Origin of the sequence: Enterococcus cecorum, assembly GCF_052119425.1 — a bacterium.
Taxonomy (GTDB): Bacteria; Bacillota; Bacilli; order Lactobacillales; family Enterococcaceae; genus Enterococcus_E; species Enterococcus_E cecorum_C.
In genome coordinates this window covers 52083-70444 of the sequence record NZ_JBQKFH010000009.1, presented here as the reverse complement: position 1 = coordinate 70444, position 18362 = coordinate 52083, and the positions used below count along the sequence as shown (strand labels likewise).

Here is an 18362-nt window from a genome sequence, read left to right as displayed (position 1 = left end):
TACCATAAAGTACGAAAAAGTACGAGTATAAAATTGAAAAAATTTGACAAAAAAATAGCTTTATACCAAGGCATAGAGCGAAAATATTTCAATTCAACTGTAAAACTCCCGGGCTGTTTTTGAAAAAATATTTGATAAATTTGAAGTTTTTTTGAATTTTCTATTGCCAAGAAGTAGTGAGAGTGATATAGTATACACAAGTTGTTTTTCATTGGTTTTTATCAGTATCCTGTTCTGATAAAAGTTAGTGAAAAATACTTCACTAACGTAGCCTCTCGCAGTGCCTGACACCGAGTGGGTTACGTTTTTTTTGTACCCAAGGATGTGAGGCGGGTCGAACAGCTCCAAGCAGCTAAGGTTTCCGGAATGTCAGGAAAATCCATCGTGTGTTAAGATTTTCCAAGACAGGCCGGCTTAGATGCAAAGGAGCTACCCGCCGAACACAGATTTAGGTCGTGAAGCAGCTTGCTCAGACATGAAGAAATTCGTGTGCTTACCTACCGCTGAGAAATTAGATAAAAATAGATAAGATAGATTGAGAAAGGTCAGAGATAAAGTGAATCATATTGTATTATTTGAACCAGAAATTCCGGCCAATACCGGGAATATTGCTAGAACGTGTGCGGCGACGAATACTCCGTTGCATCTAATCGAACCGCTGGGATTTAGCACGGATGATAAGCATTTAAAGCGTGCTGGTCTGGATTATTGGCATAGTGTGGACATTACCTATCATGAGAATTTAGCAGCTTTTTTAGCGACTCTACCAAGTGAGGCGCATTTGCACTTGATTACTAAGTTTGCCAATAAGGTATATAGTGAGGTGAACTTCAATGATGGTGCGGACCACTACTTTATGTTTGGAAAAGAAACAAAGGGCTTACCGGAAAGTTTTATGCGTGAAAATGAAGAAAAGTGTTTGCGTATCCCAATGAATGATACCCATGTGCGGTCCTTGAATTTATCTAATACGGCGGCGTTAATCATCTATGAAGCCTTGCGCCAACAAGCTTTTCCAGGATTAGAATTAAGTCATCACTATGAAAATGATAAATTAGATTAGAGGGTCAGTATGCAATTATATTTCACACGACATGGACGGACAGAATGGAATTTAGAAGGTCGCTTTCAAGGTAGAGAAGGAGATTCGCCACTTTTACCAGAAAGTTACGCTGAGATTCAAAAATTAGGAGAGTATTTGAAAGACGTACCATTTGCGGCGATTTATGCTTCAAGTGCGCCCCGTGCGTTAACAACGGCCAAAGAGATTGCCAAACATCTTAAGACAAATGTGCCGATTATTGAAACCGATGATTTGCGGGAAATGGGCTTTGGTCGCTTAGAGGGACGTTTGTTTACTGAGGTGAATCAAGAATACCCAGAAGCGAGTCAAATGCGTAAACGACTGGATAAATACGATCCAACGCCTTTTAATGGAGAACCCATCGGACATTTATTAAGACGGATTGAAAATGTGGTCACAACGGTAGCCAAAGCACATCTTAATGAAGGACCGGTACTGTTTGTCGGTCATGGGGCTTCGTTTGCGGCAAGTATTCCTTGGTTGATAGGCAAACCATTGAGTGAATTGCGCGAATTAGGGAGCTTGAAAAATAGCAGTTTAACCATTTTAGAGACACAAACAGGCGAACTCCCTTATCAATTAAAGGTATGGAATGAGACCAATTTTTTAGCTGAAAAGTGAGGTGAGGACAGTGGATAACCAATTAGTCGGGACTATTGTAGCAACTTTTTTTGAGAATCCACGTAATTTTTTTAAAGTTTTGCTAGTGAAAATTCAGGAGAAAGACTTTGATTTTGCGGAAAAAGAAATCGTCGTGACGGGTACTTTTGGCCAAATCCAAGAAGGGGAAAGCTATGAATTCAAGGGTACTTTGGTGACGCATCCACGTTATGGGTTACAGTTTCAGTCTCAGAGTTATTCACAAAGTCAGCCCACTTCACAAAATGGCTTGATTGCGTATTTTTCCAGTGATCGTTTTCCAGGGATTGGGAAGAAGTTAGCAGCGAAGATTGTCGATGCTTTAGGTGAAGACGCGATTGAGACGATTATTAAAAATCCGGATTGTTTAGCCCAAGTGAGCGGTCTAACTGAAGCCAAACAAAAGATGGTTGCTGATGTCGTTGCCCAAAATCATGGGATGGATAAAGTGATTGTGGGCTTAACCAAGTATGGCTTTGGGAGTCAGCTGTCCTTTGCGATTTATCAAAAATATCAAAATCAAGCACTTGAAGTTATTGAAACCAATCCTTATCAACTAGTTGAAGATATTGATGGGATTGGCTTTAAGCGTGCCGACTATCTAGCAAGTCAACTTGGGATAGCCGATGATAGTAAAGAACGTTTGCGAGCAGCCGTGATTCATCAGCTTTTTCAGTCTTGTATCGAAAACGGCAATACTTATGTGACGGCTCAGGGGTTATTGGAATCAACTATTCGCTTATTAGAAGAAAGTCGACCTGTTGAGATTATGCCCAATGATTTAGCCGATGTGATTATGGAGATGACACAAGAAGGGGTTATCCAACAAGACGGGATGAATTTGTATGAAAATAGTTTGTTCTTCTCGGAATATGGGATTAGTACCTCGATAAATCATCTGTTGAATCGTAAAAAAGAAATCAATTATCCCAAAGAAAAAATTGAAAAAGCCTTACGCAGAGTCGAAAAACGTCTGGGCATTTCTTATGGGGCTTCTCAAATTGAGGCAATTCATGCGGCAATTACTTCTCCATTATTTATTTTAACGGGTGGTCCGGGAACAGGAAAGACTACAGTGGTGAATGGAATTGTGCAGCTATTTGCGGAATTAAATGAGCTTGATTTATCCGTTCATAAGTATACGGAGACGACTTTCCCGATTCTATTAGCGGCGCCGACTGGACGAGCTGCCAAACGGATGAATGAAACAACTGGCCTGCCTAGTGGGACGATTCATCGCTTGTTAGGTCTTAATGGTAAAGAGCGCAAACCTTTAGTGGAGGTCAATGAGTTAGAAGGTGGCCTTTTGATTGTTGATGAGATGTCGATGGTCGATACGTGGTTAGCCAATATGCTCTTTAAGTCGATTAATGAAAATATGCAGGTGATTTTGGTTGGTGATAAGGATCAATTGCCATCAGTGGGACCAGGCCAAGTATTGCATGATTTATTAAGTGTGCCTGCGATTCCTCAAGCTGAATTAACCGAGATTTATCGCCAAGGAGAGGACTCGAGCATTATTCCGTTGGCCCATGAAATTAAAGAAGGACGACTACCACAGAATTTTGTCACAAAACAGCCAGACCGTAGCTTTATTCCTTGTCAGGCGAGTCAAATTGAAGGGGTCATTTCGCAAATTGTCCAAAAAGCGAAGGAAAAAGGCTTTACTTCTCAAGATATTCAAGTGCTGGCACCGATGTATCGTGGAATGGCCGGAATCGATGCGTTAAATAAAATGATGCAAGAAATATTTAATCCTCTCACTCCAGGGAAAAAAGAAGTGCAATTTAATGAAGTGAGTTACCGGATTGGTGATAAGGTCTTGCAGCTAATCAATTCTGCGGAACTTAATGTTTTTAATGGTGATATGGGGATTATTGTCGGTATTGTCGAAGCAAAATATACCGAGAGCAAAATGGACGAATTGGTTATTTCTTTTGATAATAATGAAGTGACTTACCCACGCAATGAATGGAATCAGATTACGCTGGCTTATTGCTGTTCGATTCATAAGTCCCAGGGTAGTGAGTTTAATATGGTGATTTTACCAATGGTTCGCCAATATTCGCGGATGTTGCAGCGAAATTTATTGTATACAGCGGTGACACGAAGTAAAGAGCGCTTGATTTTACTAGGCGAGGTCGAGGCCTTTCAAACTTGTGTGACGCATGTATCCGCCAACCGTCAGACGACTTTGGCAAAACGAATTTTAGAGCATGATCAAATGACCGACATGATGTATTTGAAAGTGCAGCAATATGAGGATGCGATGTATAGCGATGATTCTCATGCAGAAGTCGAAAGTAAGCCGCTCCGCACAGCTAAAGAGAAAACGACTGAAAATCAAGGAGCACCAGGACAACTTTCCCAATCCCCAGTCGGTGAGCCAATCATTAAAGTCAAAGAATCAGCGAGTGAAGTGATGGACTTATTTGCTGTGGAAGAGTCACAAGGGATTGATTATGCGACCGTGGCTGATGCGCCTAAAGATGTCGTTGTTGAAGAAAAAATACCAGATTTAGCTGAAAGTAGCCCGGATGAAGTTGCATCGGTAAAAGAGCAAGCCGCATTACCTGAATATTTAACTGCTGCAGTGATTCAAAGTGGGCAAATTGATCCGATGATAGGGATGGAAAATATTAGTCCGTATGATTTTATGAAATAAGCTTGAGAGATACACATTTTCTTGAATGAAGGTGTGTATTTCTTTTTCTTATTTTTTCTAAAGTCGATGAAAAATTAATGAAACGCTCTAGAATCTATGCTATACTTGAAGTCGATTGAAAATTTTAGTGGATAACTTTTTGAAATAGATGAAAGAAGGATTTTAAATATGTGTGGTATCGTAGGGTTTATTAACCAACAATCCGATTTACAAGAAAAGAAACGAATTGTCAATGCGATGATGGATACGATTATTCACCGTGGCCCTAATAGTAGTGGGGAACATGTCGATGAAGGGGCAGCACTTGGATTTAGACGCTTGAGTATCATTGACTTAGAAGGTGGAACCCAACCAATTTATAACGAAGATGGGACCAAAGTGATTACCTTCAATGGTGAAATCTATAACCATCGCCTATTACGTGAAGAATTAAAAAAAGCTGGCCATATCTTTAAGACGCATGCCGATACAGAAGTGTTACTGCATGGCTATGAAGAATGGGGTGCGGAGTTATTACAAAAGGTACGTGGGATGTTTGCCTTTGTTATCTGGGATACTAAGACGCAAACTTTATTTGGCGCTCGCGATCATTTTGGCATTAAACCCTTTTATTATGCACAAATGAATGGCACGTTTATGTATGGTTCAGAAATCAAGAGCTTTTTAAAACATCCTGATTTCGTCAAAGAATTGAATAAAGAAGCCTTAAAACCTTACATGACTTTCCAATATTCTGCTTTAGATGAAACTTTCTTTAAAGGGGTTTTCCGAATTAAAGAGGGACATTACTTCACTTATCATCAAGGGGAATTAAAAATCGAACAATATTGGGATGTAGCAGACAATGAACAAGATATGACTTTAGAGCAAACGGTGGATTTGATTGACGATACTGTCGTGAAATCGATTGAAGCACACCAAATCGCTGATGTTGAAGTCGGTTCATTTCTTTCTAGTGGGGTAGATTCAAGTTATGTAACAAGTGTTTTACGCCCAGAACATTCTTACTCCATTGGTTTTGGCGATGAAAGCTACAATGAATCCGTACAAGCCCGTCAATTAACCGATATGATTGGTTTAAATAATACCTCAACTGTGATTAAAGGGGAAGAAGCCTTTGAGATGTTCCCAATTATTCAATATCACTTAGATGAACCTGATTCAAACCCATCTTGTGTGCCATTGTACTTCTTAGCAGAATTAGCTAGTCGTGATGTACGTGTCGTATTAAGTGGGGAAGGCGCCGATGAATTATTTGCCGGTTATGTCAATTATGGTTTCTTTACTCGTTCTAAAGCGATCCGCGTGTTTACGAATGGCTTGAAGAAGTTACCAAAACGTGCGCGCTACTTTATCGCAAGTAAGTTGAAGAACAAACACTTCCATGGTAGCTTCCATATGTATACCAACCTTGCACCAGCCGAAGAATTCTTTATCGGTCAAGCGAAGGTCTTTGAAGAAGCGGAAACCACTCGTTATCTTCAACCTAAGTATCAAAAGAGCCCAACTGTGAAACAAATTGTCGATGAAAATTATCGCCGTGTCGTGGACCGTACGGAAATTAGAAAGATGCAATATTTAGATATTCACCAATGGATGCCAAAAGATATCTTATTAAAAGCAGATAAGATGTCCATGGCACACTCTTTGGAATTACGGGTGCCATTATTGGATATCGAAGTGATGCGTACAGCGGAAAAAGTGCCATCTAAATATTTAATTAATGAAGAAAATACCAAATTTGCTTTCCGTCAAGCAGCGAGTCGTCATTTGCCAGAAGAATGGTATAATCGTGAAAAAATTGGATTCCCTGTACCAATTAAAGACTGGTTGCGTGAAGAAAAATATTACAAACATGTACGTGAATTATTTAGCGCTGATTTTGTTGAAGAATTCTTTAACCAAGAAGCAATTTTACGCTTATTAGATGATAACTTTGCAGGAAAAGTGGATGAACGCCGTAAGATTTGGACAATTTTCACTTTCTTAACTTGGTATAAAGTGTACTTCATTCAAGATGGCAGCAAACCAGCTGTAGAAAAAATTGCTTAAATTCAAAGCTCGATTATCTGTGAAAAGGTAGTCGGGCTTTTTAAATGTAAAAAAACAAGTAAGCGGCATTTCACTTACTTGTTTGGGCTAGTACCAGAATAATTGTTTTTGTGTAGTAAAGGTGATATCAAAGCTACGTTCACCCATTTCTTCGCCATCTGCTTGTCCGTGTTGGGCAATGGTCGAAACGATTTTAATCTTATTGGCTTGGAAATAATGGCAGAATTTCTTATTTAAATGTGTTCTGCGGAAAATATGAAAAGCAATCCATGGTACTAATAGCCAAGATGGTTTTTCAATGACGACTAAATCGACTTTTTCATTATGCACGGAAGCATTAGGAGCAATCGGCACGCCACCACCAAAGTATGGGTGATTGGAAGTGGTGCATAAATAAGTCTTGGGATAGCTATATTGTTTGCCATTCGTCTCGACTAAAATTGGGAAAGGACGCTGTTTCATCAAAGTACGGATAACAGATGATAAATAAGAAAAAGAATGCAAATTAAATTTTTGTAGCAGTCCTTTGATTTTTGAGTGATTGGTCTCATAGACAATCGCCGCATCTAGGCCAATGCCAATATTATTGAGCGCCAAGCCTTCTTCTTGATAGATTTCTTCTATATAATGTATGATGCTGCATTCGCGCGGTTCTTTTGTTGCGATGATTTGCTTCATAATGGCAATCGGATCACAAGTTAAGCCTAATCCACGGGCAAAATCATTGCCAGAACCAGCAGGAATATAGGCAATTGGAATTTGTTTATTTAAACGATATAATTCATTGACCACCTGATGAATCGTACCATCGCCGCCAATCACGACTAATAATGGGTAGACTTCATCTGGGGGCATTTTTTCATCAAAAGTTTTTAAATCATGGACGGCCATTTCTTGGATTAAGCGGCGTTCATGATCAGGATGGCTAGTAAAACGGGCATTGTAGGGAAGTTTGGCAGCTTTTAGATATTGAATCACTTGCTCACCAGCTATCCGCCCTTGACCACCGCCAGAATTAGGATTCACTAATAAATGATAAAATAATTCCATACTTAACTTCCATTTCTAAAAAATCATTCCTAGCTATTATAGCACGATGTTAAAATAATACAAAGCAATTAACCTAAAAAGATGGCTAGAATCATTCCCATTTTGAGTGAAACTATAGTATAATGAAAAGAGAATAAAAAAGGTCAGGGTGATTTTTATGTTATTGAAATCCATGGTATATAAGAAAGAAAATTTAACAACGGTCAAAGAAACCAACACATTAAGAGAAGCGTTGGATATTCTTGAAGAATCAGGATTTAGATGTGTGCCGATATTGGATGAAACCGGCCGTATTTTCCGTGGAAATATTTATAAAATGCATATATATCGTCATATTGCAAATGGAGGAGATATGAATCTTCCTGTTACTTATTTATTGAAGAATGCGACCAAGTTTATCTACTTAAATTCTTCCTTCTTTAAAGTATTTTTTACCATAAAGGAATTGCCTTATATTGCAGTACTAGACGAACAAAATCAATTTTATGGGATTTTAACACACAGTTCTTTACTTAATATGCTTTCTCAGTCATGGAATGTCAATCAAGGAAGTTATGTTTTAACTGTAGCTTCTCCGGGTAAACGTGGAGAGTTTGCGACGATTGGTAAAATCATTTCTAAATATGCCAGTATTGCTAGTTGTATTACCCTTGATTTAGAAAATGAACAGTTTGTTCGTCGCACGTTATTTACATTACCAAAAGAGGTTGATAAAGAAACCTGTGATAAGATTGTTGAGGCACTAGAAAGCAAACATTTCCGCGTGGTTGATGTAGAAGATTTGTCAGAAAGTCGTTAAGTATGTAAAGTAGGGATGGTTGACAGTTTGTAAAAAGCGTGATACTTTAACATTAATGTATTTCAAATGGAAAGGTGAGATGAATATGGCAGTCAAAAAAGCGGCCTTAGCTTGTTCCGTTTGTGGTTCACGTAATTATTCTAAAGCGGTTAGTACGAGTAGAAATGCCAATAAACGCTTAGAGATTAATAAGTTTTGTAAATATTGTAATCAATATACCTTACATCGTGAAACTAAGTAGGAGGAAGTAAGTGGCATGAAGTTTATTAAAAGCGTGATTGATGAAATGAAACGCGTGACTTGGCCAACCAAACAACAATTACGTAAAGATACCATTGTCGTAATCGAAACTTCAATTATCTTTGCAGTGATGTTCTTTGTGATGGATACGGTCATTCAAAAATTATTAGCATTGGTTTTGAAATAATCAAGAAGCGGGTCGATTTTGGCTCGCTTTTTTACTGGATTGCTATAGCATTTGTCTGTAAAGTTTGCTATACTGTGTCTGTAGATAAACTTCAGGTGGCCTGAGGTTTTTTTGTTAGGTTGCAAATAAGAAAAGATAAAGATAGGAGAAAACAATGGAAACTTTTGAAAAACAATGGTACGTCTTACACACTTATTCTGGATATGAAAATAAAGTAAAAGCAAACATTGAATCACGTGCACAAAGCATGCGTATGGGGGATTACATTTTCCGCGTGGTTGTTCCTGAAGAAAAAGAAACAGAAATCAAAAACGGTAAGTCAAAAGAAATCGTTCATAAAACTTTCCCTGGTTACGTCTTAGTGGAAATGGTCATGACAGATGAATCTTGGTATATCGTTCGTAATACGCCTGGTGTTACTGGTTTTGTTGGTAGTCATGGCGCAGGAAGTAAACCAGCACCATTATTACCAGAAGAAATCAATTCAATTTTACGCTCTATCGGCATGAGCACACGTACTTCTGATTTAGAAGTGAGCTTAGGTGATACAGTGAAAATCATTGAAGGTGCGTTTGCTGGTATGGAAGGTCAAGTAGTTGAAATTGACGATGAAAAACAAAAATTAAAAGTAAATATCGATATGTTCGGTCGTGCAACAAGCGCTGAACTAGATTTTGATCAAGTCGATAATATTTAAGATTAGCCTTTCTTACAATATTTCATAAACGAGCGGTACTTTCATGAGTATCGCTTTTTTTAGAAAGTGTTTTGGATAAATGATGGCCAAGTGCTACTGAGGTAGATAACAAGCATTTAGGCTTTATCCGAGAACAAAAGGGACATACAGGGCTTATCAATCAAGATTATTACATAGATTGTTTGTGAAAATGAGGTTGTGTCATGAAAAAGAAAGTTACTATCAAAGAAGTAGCCGCCAAATCAGGAGTGTCGATTGCGACGGTTTCCCAAATTTTGAATGGAAATGCAGACAAATTTAGTCCTAAAACGGTTGAAAAAGTCATGCAGGCGAAAGAAGATTTGGATTATCAGCCGGATTATTTTGCTCAACGGATGGTTATGAAAAAAAGTAAAACAATTGGTGTAATGATGCCTGATATTACTAATCCATTTTTTTCTTTGTTATTAAAAGGTGTTGAAAATGTCGTATATGGACAAAAATATATTGTGATGCTTTGCGATGCTGATTTTAGTGTGCAAAAAGAAAGCGAATATTTACAAGAATTGATTAGGCGAGGAGTGGATGGATTTATTATTGCTAGTTCCACTATTTCCAATCAAACGTTAAAGGAACAATTGTCCAAAAATCAAGTGCCATATATTGTATTAGATCAAAAGAAATCTGAAGGTGTGAGTGATGAGATCTCTACTGATGATGTTACTGGTGGTGTGCTGGCTGCTAATTATCTATATGAATTAGGTCATGAAAAAGTAGCAGTGATTGGACCTAAAGATGCGCCAAGTAATATTCAAGCTCGTATTGAAGGTTTTACGAAGATTTATCCAGAATTTCTTTTTATAGATCAGCCTTTAACACGTGAAGGTGGTAAGATGGCGGTGGATAAAGTATTAGGATCGGATGTAACAGCAATTTTTGCTTTAAATGATGAGATTGCCTTAGGGGTTATGTATCAGTTAAAGCAAGTGGGCAAGTCTATCCCTGATGATTATAGCATTGTGGGCTATGATAATTCACCGATGTCTGAATATGTGACACCAACTTTAACTACGATTGCCCAACCAACATTTGATTTGGGGAAAATGGCAGCTGAATTGTTGCTAGAGCGGATACGCAACCCTAAACAAGCTTGGGCGAGAAAAGTCTTACCTGTAGAATTAATAAAAAGAAATACAACAGCACACTTGAAATAGCTTACAAAGTGTGCTATATTCTTTTTGTAAAGTTTTAAAACGTTTTAATAAAACGTTTTAACCAAATCGATTATCCGGATAAAAATATTTAGGTAAGGGAGCTTTTTTAATTATGAATACGATTACAGTTGTTGGAAGCATTAATTTAGACCGTACGATTCGCTTGACTCATATGCCGCAAGTTGGCGAAACCATGCATACGAAAGAAATCTTTTCTGCAGGTGGCGGTAAGGGAGCCAATCAAGCGGTAGCAGCTAAACGTCTAGGTGCGAATACATATTTCATCGGGGCTGTTGGCGAAGATGAAGCCGGTAAGTTGATGTTGGAATTGCTAAGCGAAGAAGAAATTAACCTAGATGCTGTGGCTCATGTGAAAGGGGAAGCTACGGGTCAAGCGTATATTATGGTGGATGACTTAGGACAAAATAGTATTATGATTCACGCGGGTGCCAATAATGCTTTTACACCAGAGCATGTACAAGCGCATCAAGCAATCATTGAAAAGAGTGATTTTATTATTGCTCAATTTGAAAGTCATTTAGCTAGTACGATTCAAGCTTTTGAAATTGCGAAAAAAGCCGGAGTAAAAACGATTTTAAATCCAGCGCCAGCTATGGAAAAAGTGCCGGAAGAATTGCTACGATTAACTGATATTATTATTCCAAATGAAACGGAAACCGAAATTCTAACTGGTGTCAAAATAACCGATGAAGCAAGTATGCAAAAAGCCGCTCAAAAACTTCATGATTTAGGCATTGAAGGGGTCATTATTACTGTGGGAAGTAAGGGCGCTTATTATGATGTGCATGGTGAAAGTGGCATTGTGCCCGCCTTCAAAGTTGAAGCCAAAGATACCACTGCTGCAGGAGATACCTTTATCGGTGCTTTAAGTACAGTGTTGAAGAAAGATTTAAGTAACTTACGCGCAGCTATTTCTTATGGGAACCAAGCTTCTTCATTAACAGTTCAACGCTTTGGTGCGCAACCATCTATTCCTTATTTAAATGAAATGAAACCAATGGAGGATTAATCATATGAAAAAATCAACTGTCATTAATTCAGATATTTCACGTGTAATTGCACAAATGGGGCATTTTGACTTATTAAGTATTGGTGATGCGGGGATGCCAGTACCAATGACCACAGAAAAGATTGATCTAGCAGTAACTAAGGGTGTGCCTAGTTTTATCGATGTGTTGGAAAATGTCTTAACAGAATTAGAAGTTCAAAAGATTTATCTAGCAGAAGAAATCAAAACATACAATCCAAATATGTTAGCTAAAATTCAGAAACTAATGCCAGAAGTGGAAATTGCCTTTATTCCACATAGTCAAATGAAACAAGATTTAAATCGTTGTCATGCCTTTATCAGAACGGGTGAAATGACACCATATGCCAATATCTTACTAGAAAGCGGCGTAGTATTTTAATTATTAGAAGGGATTTTTGATTTTATGAACACTGTAGCATTATTAGTTGGTTTAGGGCCATTGATTGGTTGGGGGATTTTCCCTACGATTGCTTCCAAATTTGGTGGACGTCCAAGTAATCAGATTTTAGGTGCGACTTTAGGAACCTTGATTTTTGCCCTTATTTTTAATATGACGCAAGGAATCGCACTGCCAACTGGACATGATTTACTTTTTGCGATTCTTTCAGGAATTGGCTGGGCAAGTGCACAAATTTTGACTTTTTATAGTTTTACTTTAATTGGTTCTTCACGTGCGATGCCAATTACCACTGCTTTTCAATTACTAGGGGCTTCTTTATGGGGTGTCATTGCTTTAGGTGATTGGCCAAGTGCAATGGATAAAATCATTGGCGCCTTAGCTTTAGTCTTAATTATTCTAGGTGCTTGGATGACGGTTTGGAGCGAACATAAAAATACTGAACATCAAGCCCATTTACAAAAAGCGGTATTGATTTTAGCCGTGGGTGAAATCGGTTATTGGGCCTATTCTGCTGCCCCACAAGCGACTAGTTTAACTGGGATGCAAGCTTTCTTACCACAAGCAATTGGGATGGTCTTAGTCGCAGTGGTTTACGACTTTTACAATCATTTCAAGACAAACGAACCTTTAGCATTACAAGAAGCAGTATCCTATAAACAAATCTTTTCAGGATTCTTCTTTGCCTTTGCTGCATTGACTTATTTGATTTCTGCTCAACCAGATATGAATGGGTTGGCTACTGGTTTTATTTTGTCACAAACATCCGTAGTATTAGCAACTTTAACTGGTATTTATTTCTTAAAACAAGCAAAAACCAAAAAAGAAATGACTGTAACAATTTTAGGCTTGGTACTTATTATCTTTGCTGCAAGTTTGACGGTAATTGTATAAAAATAATGAACATAAACGAATTTCTAAGCAACTGATGGTGGTTGTTTGGAAATTCGTTTTTATCATATAGAAAAGATTTTTTTAAGATTACTGGCTATTTCTTGAATGTGTTGTAATCTAGCGTATATTAATCTTTGAATAGCATTTAAGGAGATTGATTATGAAAAAGCAACTTTATCGTATACTTGGTTTATTAGCAGTTGGGGTGATGGTTGTTTTACTTTGGTTTTTCTGGCCAAGTCATAAAGAAACCGCACCAAAAGCAGCACATAGTAATCACAAACAAGTCACTTCAACACAAAATGAAGTTAAATCCTATCCTGTCACTTTATTTTTTCACGGATATGGCGGAACCAAACATTCGATGGGTGGGATGATTCAACGCCTTTGTTCCCGTTACCAAGCAACACATACGCTGGATTTGACTGTGAATACAGATGGCACGATTCAGACATCCGGGACATTTGAACAAGCAGACAAACCAGTACTCATAAATGTATTATTTGCTGATAATAAAAACAATGAATGGAATCAGGCCGAATGGATTTATCAAGCTTTACAATTTGTGAAAGCCCAATATCATGTTGAAAAAGTCAATGTAGTCGGACATTCGATGGGTGGGGTTAGTCTATTTCGCTTTTTAGAAACGTATCAAAATCAAGGCGAACTGCCAACGGTTGAGCATTTTATTTCGATTGCAGCACCGTTTAATGAATTTTTAGATACTTCAAATGAACAAAGTGTGGATCAATTATTACAACAAGGACCGACACAGATTAGCCCACGGTATCAAGATTTTCAAAGTAATATCGCTAATTTCCCTAAAAATGTCCAAGTGAGCTTATTTGCGGGACAATTAACCGCGTCTGATTTAAGCGATGGTACTGTGCCACTTACTTCTGCCCTTGCCGTCAATCAATTATTATCCAGTCAACAAATACCCGTTGAAACTTTTGTGTTTAAAGGAATTTTAGCCCAACATTCAGCGCTTCATGCTAATCCAAAAGTAGATAAAAGAATCGCAGAAATACTTTGGAAATAATTTTTTTGAAAAAACTTTGAAAAAACGGTTGAAAACTATAAAATCTTACGCTATACTATTCCAGTGTGCACGAAAAAGTGTACATTACGTGGGAGGAGAAATTTTGAGCTCCAATTAACCACATCACGGACTCAAGGAGGTATGTCTCGTGGCAAAGAAAGTAGAAAAAATTGTTAAATTGCAAATTCCTGCAGGTAAAGCAACACCAGCTCCACCAGTAGGTCCTGCATTAGGTCAAGCAGGGGTTAACATCATGGGATTCACTAAAGAATTCAATGCTCGTACCGCTGATCAAGCAGGTTTAATTATTCCGGTTGTGATTTCTGTATACGAAGACCGTTCATTCACATTCGTTACAAAAACACCACCAGCTGCAGTATTATTAAAGAAAGCTGCTAAAATTGAAAAAGGCTCAGGTGTGCCTAACAAAACTAAAGTTGCCAAAGTTACTAGCGATCAAGTAAGAGAAATCGCTGAGTTGAAAATGGAAGACCTAAACGCTGCATCTGTTGAAGCTGCAATGCGCATGGTTGAAGGAACTGCACGAAGCATGGGTATCACTGTAGAATAATTTCTGCACACCCTAGCGTAGCTTCTCAGTTGGCTTTATATTGAAAAATATAAAACACGTGGGAGGTTCTACCGTTATAACCACATCAAGGAGGAAAACTAATGGCTAAAAAAAGCAAAAAAATGCAAGAAGCATTGAAAAAAGTTGAAGCTGCGAAATTATACTCTGTTGAAGAAGCTGTAGCTTTAGCAAAAGAAACAAACTTTGCAAAATTTGATGCAACTGTTGAAGTTGCTTATCGTTTAAATGTAGATCCTAAGAAAGCAGACCAACAAATTCGTGGCGCTGTTGTATTACCAAATGGTACTGGTAAAACTCAATCTGTCTTAGTATTTGCACGTGGCGAAAAAGCAAAAGAAGCAGAAGCTGCTGGTGCTGACTATGTTGGCGAAGCAGACTTAGTACAAAAAATTCAAGGTGGTTGGTTCGACTTTGACGTTGTCGTAGCAACTCCTGATATGATGGCTGAAGTTGGTAAATTAGGTCGTGTCTTAGGTCCTAAAGGCTTAATGCCAAACCCTAAAACTGGTACTGTTACAATGGACGTTACAAAAGCAGTTAACGAAGTAAAAGCTGGTAAAGTAACTTACCGTGTAGACCGTAACGGTAACATTCATGTACCAATCGGTAAAGTATCATTCGACAACGAAAAATTAGTTGAAAACTTCAAGACTATTCATGACGTTTTAGTAAAAGCAAAACCATCTGCTGCTAAAGGTCAATACATGAAGAACATTACAATTACAACAACATTTGGTCCTGGAATCCATGTTGACCAAGCTAGTTTCTAATTTTTAGAAAAAAAGTGTTGACTTGTCCACTTTATCATGGTAAAGTGGACAAGGTTAAATAATTAACTGTACCGAAGACAGTAGGTGAGGTAACTCATAAATCCTACCGAGGACATTTATTGATAAGATCAATGGTCCCTCTATGTCTACGGTGGCATAGAGTTTTTTCGTATAGAGAAACTCTTCCATCAAAATCAGGAGGTGAAAGTATAATGAGTGAAGCAACTATCGCTAAAAAAGCTGCTATTGTTGAAGAAGTTACAGAAAAATTCAACGCTGCTGCATCTGTTGTAATCGTTGATTACCGTGGATTAACAGTTGATGAAGTAACTCGTTTACGTAAACAATTACGCGAAGCAAACGTAGAAATGAAAGTTATCAAAAATTCTATCCTTTCTCGTGCTGCTAAAGCTGCTGGTTTAGAAGGTCTTGATGAAGTATTCACAGGTCCTACTGCTGTAGCATTCAGTAACGAAGATGTAGTCGCACCAGCTAAGATTATGGATGAATTTGCTAAAGAAGCAAAAGCATTAGAAATCAAAGGTGGTATCATCGAAGGTAAAGTGGCATCATTGGAAGAAATCCATGCATTGGCAAAATTACCAAACCGCGAAGGATTACTATCTATGTTACTATCTGTTCTTCAAGCTCCAGTCCGCAACGTGGCATACGCTGTCAAAGCTGTGGCAGAAAAGAACGAAGAAGTGGCTTAATCGCTGCTTAATCAATCAGAAATTGATGCAATTTGAAAACATATTAATTATTTAAAATATTGGAGGAAAATCATAATGGCATTAAACATTGAAAACATTGTTGAAGAGCTAAAAGGCGCAACAATCTTAGAATTAAACGACTTAGTTAAAGCTATCGAAGAAGAATTTGGCGTATCTGCTGCAGCTCCTGTAGCTGTTGCTGCTGCTGGTGGTGCAGCAGCTGCTGAAGAACAAACAGAATTCACTGTTGAATTAACAGCTGCTGGCGACCAAAAAGTTAAAGTTATCAAAGCAGTTCGTGAAGCTACTGGCTTAGGCTTGAAAGAAGCTAAAGCTGTTGTAGATGGCGCTCCTGCACCAGTTAAAGAAGGAATCTCTAAAGAAGAAGCAGAAGCTCTTAAAGCATCATTAGAAGAAGCTGGAGCAACTGTAACAGTTAAATAATTTGTTATTTAATTAGAGTTGATGACTCAGGAAACGATTGTGTTTCCTGGGTCTTTTTTTGGGTTCTGAATTTTATATGGTTGAACCATTTGATCATTCATATGAACCTGATTGGCGTGATGAAAGTCAATTAGAGAAAGTAAGTCATAAAAATTCTCAAAATCATTATGATGAAAAGGAAAATAATGAATGGTATGGAATTGATTGAGTATAGAGAATGCAAAGTTTTATTAGATATTTTGCAAGTGTAGGTTACTTGCTAGGAGCTTATGATGCGTATGATTTGATGTATCAAGAGGGCGGGTTAGGTTTTGATTTGAATGATTTGGAAAATTTGCGAGATTTAAAATAAAAAAACAAGCAGCATGAAACTACTTGTTTAAATTCTTATAGATTACGCAGGATACCAAAGATGATTAAGGCAATCACATATAGCCATAATAAGACTTGATTCCACTGAGGATTCGTTTGTTTGGTGAGCTGTAAATAGCGTTGATAGAGGATTTCACCGATCAAAAACGGCAAAGTTAGTAATAAAAACGGATTTTCCAAGTAGGCGGTATGAAAGTCTAGCTGAATGAGTGCAATCAACATATGTGTAATCCCACAACCAGGACATAACCAACCAGTGATTGTACGAAATGGACAGGGAATACCTAAATGGGTGAAATTTAACCAAAGATAATAGCCAAATCCGATACCTATAATCATCAAGAGGTATCGGATTTCTTTTTGTATTTGGCTTTTTGTTATTGTTTTTTTAGAATTCATATTCATCAAAGAAATTATTTTCGATATTTTGCATAATACACATATTGACAATAGGTAATTGGAAAATCGCTAAAATTAAGAAGATTAAATCAAAATTGCTATTGTTTTTAGAGATTTTGTTACATAAAGTTCCCATCTTGTAGTACCAATAAAAGCTATAGATACCACAAGTAATAAAGGTAAAGACTAATAATAAAGCACCAGAGACGCGTGTGGTACTTAAGTCTTCGGGATACATGGATTCATAAATGTTGTGAATTTCATCGTTTAGCATCACCATCCAGTAAAGAGAATAAATCCCACAAGTGACTAAACTTAAAAGGATGGATACGACAAAGTTTCTTTTGGTAATCTTCATTTTTAAACTCCTAACTACTAAATTATTTTTTCATTTGCACTTATTATACACAAAAATAAAGTTCATTTCATCCACCTTTGGACCGAATCATTATGAATGGTTGGTAAAATGTGCCGTTTGTGTTAATTGGATGAGAAGTTGCACGACTTTTTCAATAGGATAATTGATGTCTTCTTCTAGCCAATATTTGATTAAAGAGATGGCTCCAGAGGTGAAGTAGGCAAAGGAGAGTTCCAATTCAAAAGGACTCGCTTGTGGAAAATTTAAGGCAAAGTTTTGCAAGGACAGGTTTTTGATGCTTAGTAAGACCTGTTCAGTAAATTTATCACTTTGACTACTTTTTAGAACTAGAATCTGTAATCCTTCATCTTGTTTGACAAAATTGAGGAGTGTGGTCAGGCTCTTCTCTAGATTTAAATCGGTCTCAGAAAATTCTTGCTTGACGGTTTGGATATAGCTCGTCTGGATTTTGTTATATAAGTCTAGCACATCGGTATAATAGCGATAAAAAGTCCCCCGATTAATATCTGCTTTTTCGGCAATTTTTTTCACGGTTATTTTGTTTAAGTCTTTTTCTTTAAGCAAGTCAAAAAAGGTCTGTTGAATGATTTGTTTGGTAAACTGACTCCGACGATTATCAATTGTTCCAGCCATAAAAATCTTCCTTTCTGATGATGAACAGTTACTAAAAATGTGTTCAGTTCATGGCATAGCGTTGTAGATT

General features: G+C 37.6%; 23 protein-coding genes and 1 other annotated feature. Of the genes, 19 read left to right on the top strand and 4 right to left on the bottom strand.

Translation table 11 applies throughout. The features are described 5' to 3' along the window. Positions 1 to 556: 556 nt before the first annotated feature. From trmL to asnB, 4 genes are all read left to right on the top strand, one after another. Positions 557 to 1063, top strand: coding sequence for a tRNA (uridine(34)/cytosine(34)/5-carboxymethylaminomethyluridine(34)-2'-O)-methyltransferase TrmL (gene trmL / locus ACTQZM_RS03685; RefSeq protein ID WP_168930622.1), 507 nt, complete (start codon positions 557 to 559; stop codon positions 1061 to 1063). 9 nt (positions 1064 to 1072) lie between these two features. Then, positions 1073 to 1705 (top strand): histidine phosphatase family protein, encoded by a 633-nt coding sequence (locus tag ACTQZM_RS03680; protein WP_441652924.1) that lies wholly within the window; start codon positions 1073 to 1075, stop codon positions 1703 to 1705. A 10-nt stretch (positions 1706 to 1715) separates the two neighbouring features. Beyond that, positions 1716 to 4388: an SF1B family DNA helicase RecD2 gene (recD2, locus tag ACTQZM_RS03675; protein WP_441652923.1), complete on the top strand. Its 2673-nt coding sequence runs from the start codon at positions 1716 to 1718 to the stop codon at positions 4386 to 4388. A 168-nt stretch (positions 4389 to 4556) separates the two neighbouring features. After that, on the top strand, positions 4557 to 6440 hold the full coding sequence (gene asnB, locus ACTQZM_RS03670; protein ID WP_441652922.1) for an asparagine synthetase B family protein: 1884 nt from the start codon (positions 4557 to 4559) through the stop codon (positions 6438 to 6440). 87 nt (positions 6441 to 6527) lie between these two features. On the opposite strand, the gene ACTQZM_RS03665 is transcribed toward asnB, so the two are convergent. Further along, positions 6528 to 7490, bottom strand: coding sequence for a diacylglycerol/lipid kinase family protein (locus ACTQZM_RS03665; RefSeq protein ID WP_441652921.1), 963 nt, complete (start codon positions 7488 to 7490; stop codon positions 6528 to 6530). A gap of 157 nt (positions 7491 to 7647) precedes the next feature. Here ACTQZM_RS03665 and cbpA point away from each other — a divergent pair, with 157 nt between their 5' ends. The 15 genes from cbpA (at position 7648) to ACTQZM_RS03590 (ending at position 16861) form a co-directional block, all read left to right on the top strand. After that, positions 7648 to 8289 carry a cyclic di-AMP binding protein CbpA gene (gene cbpA / locus ACTQZM_RS03660; RefSeq protein WP_018345439.1) on the top strand — a complete coding sequence of 214 codons (642 nt, stop codon included), beginning with the start codon at positions 7648 to 7650 and terminating at the stop codon, positions 8287 to 8289. Between the two features lie 85 nt (positions 8290 to 8374). Next, positions 8375 to 8530 (top strand): 50S ribosomal protein L33, encoded by a 156-nt coding sequence (gene rpmG, locus ACTQZM_RS03655; protein WP_018345438.1) that lies wholly within the window; start codon positions 8375 to 8377, stop codon positions 8528 to 8530. A gap of 15 nt (positions 8531 to 8545) precedes the next feature. Beyond that, a complete protein-coding gene (gene secE, locus ACTQZM_RS03650; RefSeq protein WP_171336648.1) occupies positions 8546 to 8716 on the top strand; it encodes a preprotein translocase subunit SecE in 171 nt (56 codons plus the stop codon). A gap of 154 nt (positions 8717 to 8870) precedes the next feature. Beyond that, entirely contained in the window at positions 8871 to 9413 is a 543-nt protein-coding gene (gene nusG, locus ACTQZM_RS03645) for a transcription termination/antitermination protein NusG (protein WP_016251627.1), read from the top strand. A 203-nt stretch (positions 9414 to 9616) separates the two neighbouring features. After that, positions 9617 to 10606 (top strand): ribose utilization transcriptional repressor RbsR, encoded by a 990-nt coding sequence (rbsR, locus tag ACTQZM_RS03640; protein WP_441652920.1) that lies wholly within the window; start codon positions 9617 to 9619, stop codon positions 10604 to 10606. A gap of 112 nt (positions 10607 to 10718) precedes the next feature. Continuing rightward, entirely contained in the window at positions 10719 to 11636 is a 918-nt protein-coding gene (gene rbsK, locus ACTQZM_RS03635) for a ribokinase (RefSeq protein ID WP_441652919.1), read from the top strand. Between the two features lie 4 nt (positions 11637 to 11640). After that, positions 11641 to 12036, top strand: a complete 396-nt coding sequence (gene rbsD, locus ACTQZM_RS03630; RefSeq protein WP_016251630.1) for a D-ribose pyranase — start codon at positions 11641 to 11643, stop codon at positions 12034 to 12036. A 24-nt stretch (positions 12037 to 12060) separates the two neighbouring features. After that, a complete protein-coding gene (gene rbsU, locus ACTQZM_RS03625) occupies positions 12061 to 12948 on the top strand; it encodes a ribose/proton symporter RbsU (RefSeq protein ID WP_113843048.1) in 888 nt (295 codons plus the stop codon). 160 nt (positions 12949 to 13108) lie between these two features. Next, positions 13109 to 13990, top strand: coding sequence for an alpha/beta fold hydrolase (locus tag ACTQZM_RS03620; RefSeq protein ID WP_441652918.1), 882 nt, complete (start codon positions 13109 to 13111; stop codon positions 13988 to 13990). A gap of 148 nt (positions 13991 to 14138) precedes the next feature. Continuing rightward, positions 14139 to 14561, top strand: coding sequence for a 50S ribosomal protein L11 (rplK, locus tag ACTQZM_RS03615; protein ID WP_016183374.1), 423 nt, complete (start codon positions 14139 to 14141; stop codon positions 14559 to 14561). A gap of 101 nt (positions 14562 to 14662) precedes the next feature. After that, positions 14663 to 15352 (top strand): 50S ribosomal protein L1, encoded by a 690-nt coding sequence (gene rplA / locus ACTQZM_RS03610; RefSeq protein WP_016251633.1) that lies wholly within the window; start codon positions 14663 to 14665, stop codon positions 15350 to 15352. Positions 15353 to 15405: 53 nt separating this feature from the next. Beyond that, positions 15406 to 15530, top strand: a sequence feature (ribosomal protein L10 leader region). 34 nt (positions 15531 to 15564) lie between these two features. After that, on the top strand, positions 15565 to 16065 hold the full coding sequence (gene rplJ, locus ACTQZM_RS03605) for a 50S ribosomal protein L10 (protein WP_047334290.1): 501 nt from the start codon (positions 15565 to 15567) through the stop codon (positions 16063 to 16065). A 75-nt stretch (positions 16066 to 16140) separates the two neighbouring features. Then, a complete protein-coding gene (gene rplL, locus ACTQZM_RS03600) occupies positions 16141 to 16509 on the top strand; it encodes a 50S ribosomal protein L7/L12 (RefSeq protein ID WP_016251635.1) in 369 nt (122 codons plus the stop codon). A gap of 58 nt (positions 16510 to 16567) precedes the next feature. Continuing rightward, the gene (locus ACTQZM_RS03595) at positions 16568 to 16717 is read left to right on the top strand and encodes a hypothetical protein (protein ID WP_441652917.1); all 150 of its coding nucleotides are present in this window, start codon (positions 16568 to 16570) and stop codon (positions 16715 to 16717) included. A 9-nt stretch (positions 16718 to 16726) separates the two neighbouring features. Next, positions 16727 to 16861 carry a hypothetical protein gene (locus tag ACTQZM_RS03590; RefSeq protein ID WP_441652916.1) on the top strand — a complete coding sequence of 45 codons (135 nt, stop codon included), beginning with the start codon at positions 16727 to 16729 and terminating at the stop codon, positions 16859 to 16861. Positions 16862 to 16896: 35 nt separating this feature from the next. Here the strand turns inward: ACTQZM_RS03590 and ACTQZM_RS03585 are convergent, their stop codons facing one another. From ACTQZM_RS03585 to ACTQZM_RS03575, 3 genes are all read right to left on the bottom strand, one after another. Beyond that, positions 16897 to 17220 carry a DUF2752 domain-containing protein gene (locus tag ACTQZM_RS03585; RefSeq protein ID WP_441652915.1) on the bottom strand — a complete coding sequence of 108 codons (324 nt, stop codon included), beginning with the start codon at positions 17218 to 17220 and terminating at the stop codon, positions 16897 to 16899. Between the two features lie 49 nt (positions 17221 to 17269). Continuing rightward, positions 17270 to 17638, bottom strand: coding sequence for a DUF4234 domain-containing protein (locus ACTQZM_RS03580; protein ID WP_248625270.1), 369 nt, complete (start codon positions 17636 to 17638; stop codon positions 17270 to 17272). Between the two features lie 90 nt (positions 17639 to 17728). Then, the gene (locus ACTQZM_RS03575; protein ID WP_441652914.1) at positions 17729 to 18292 is read right to left on the bottom strand and encodes a TetR/AcrR family transcriptional regulator; all 564 of its coding nucleotides are present in this window, start codon (positions 18290 to 18292) and stop codon (positions 17729 to 17731) included. Positions 18293 to 18362 lie beyond the last annotated feature (70 nt).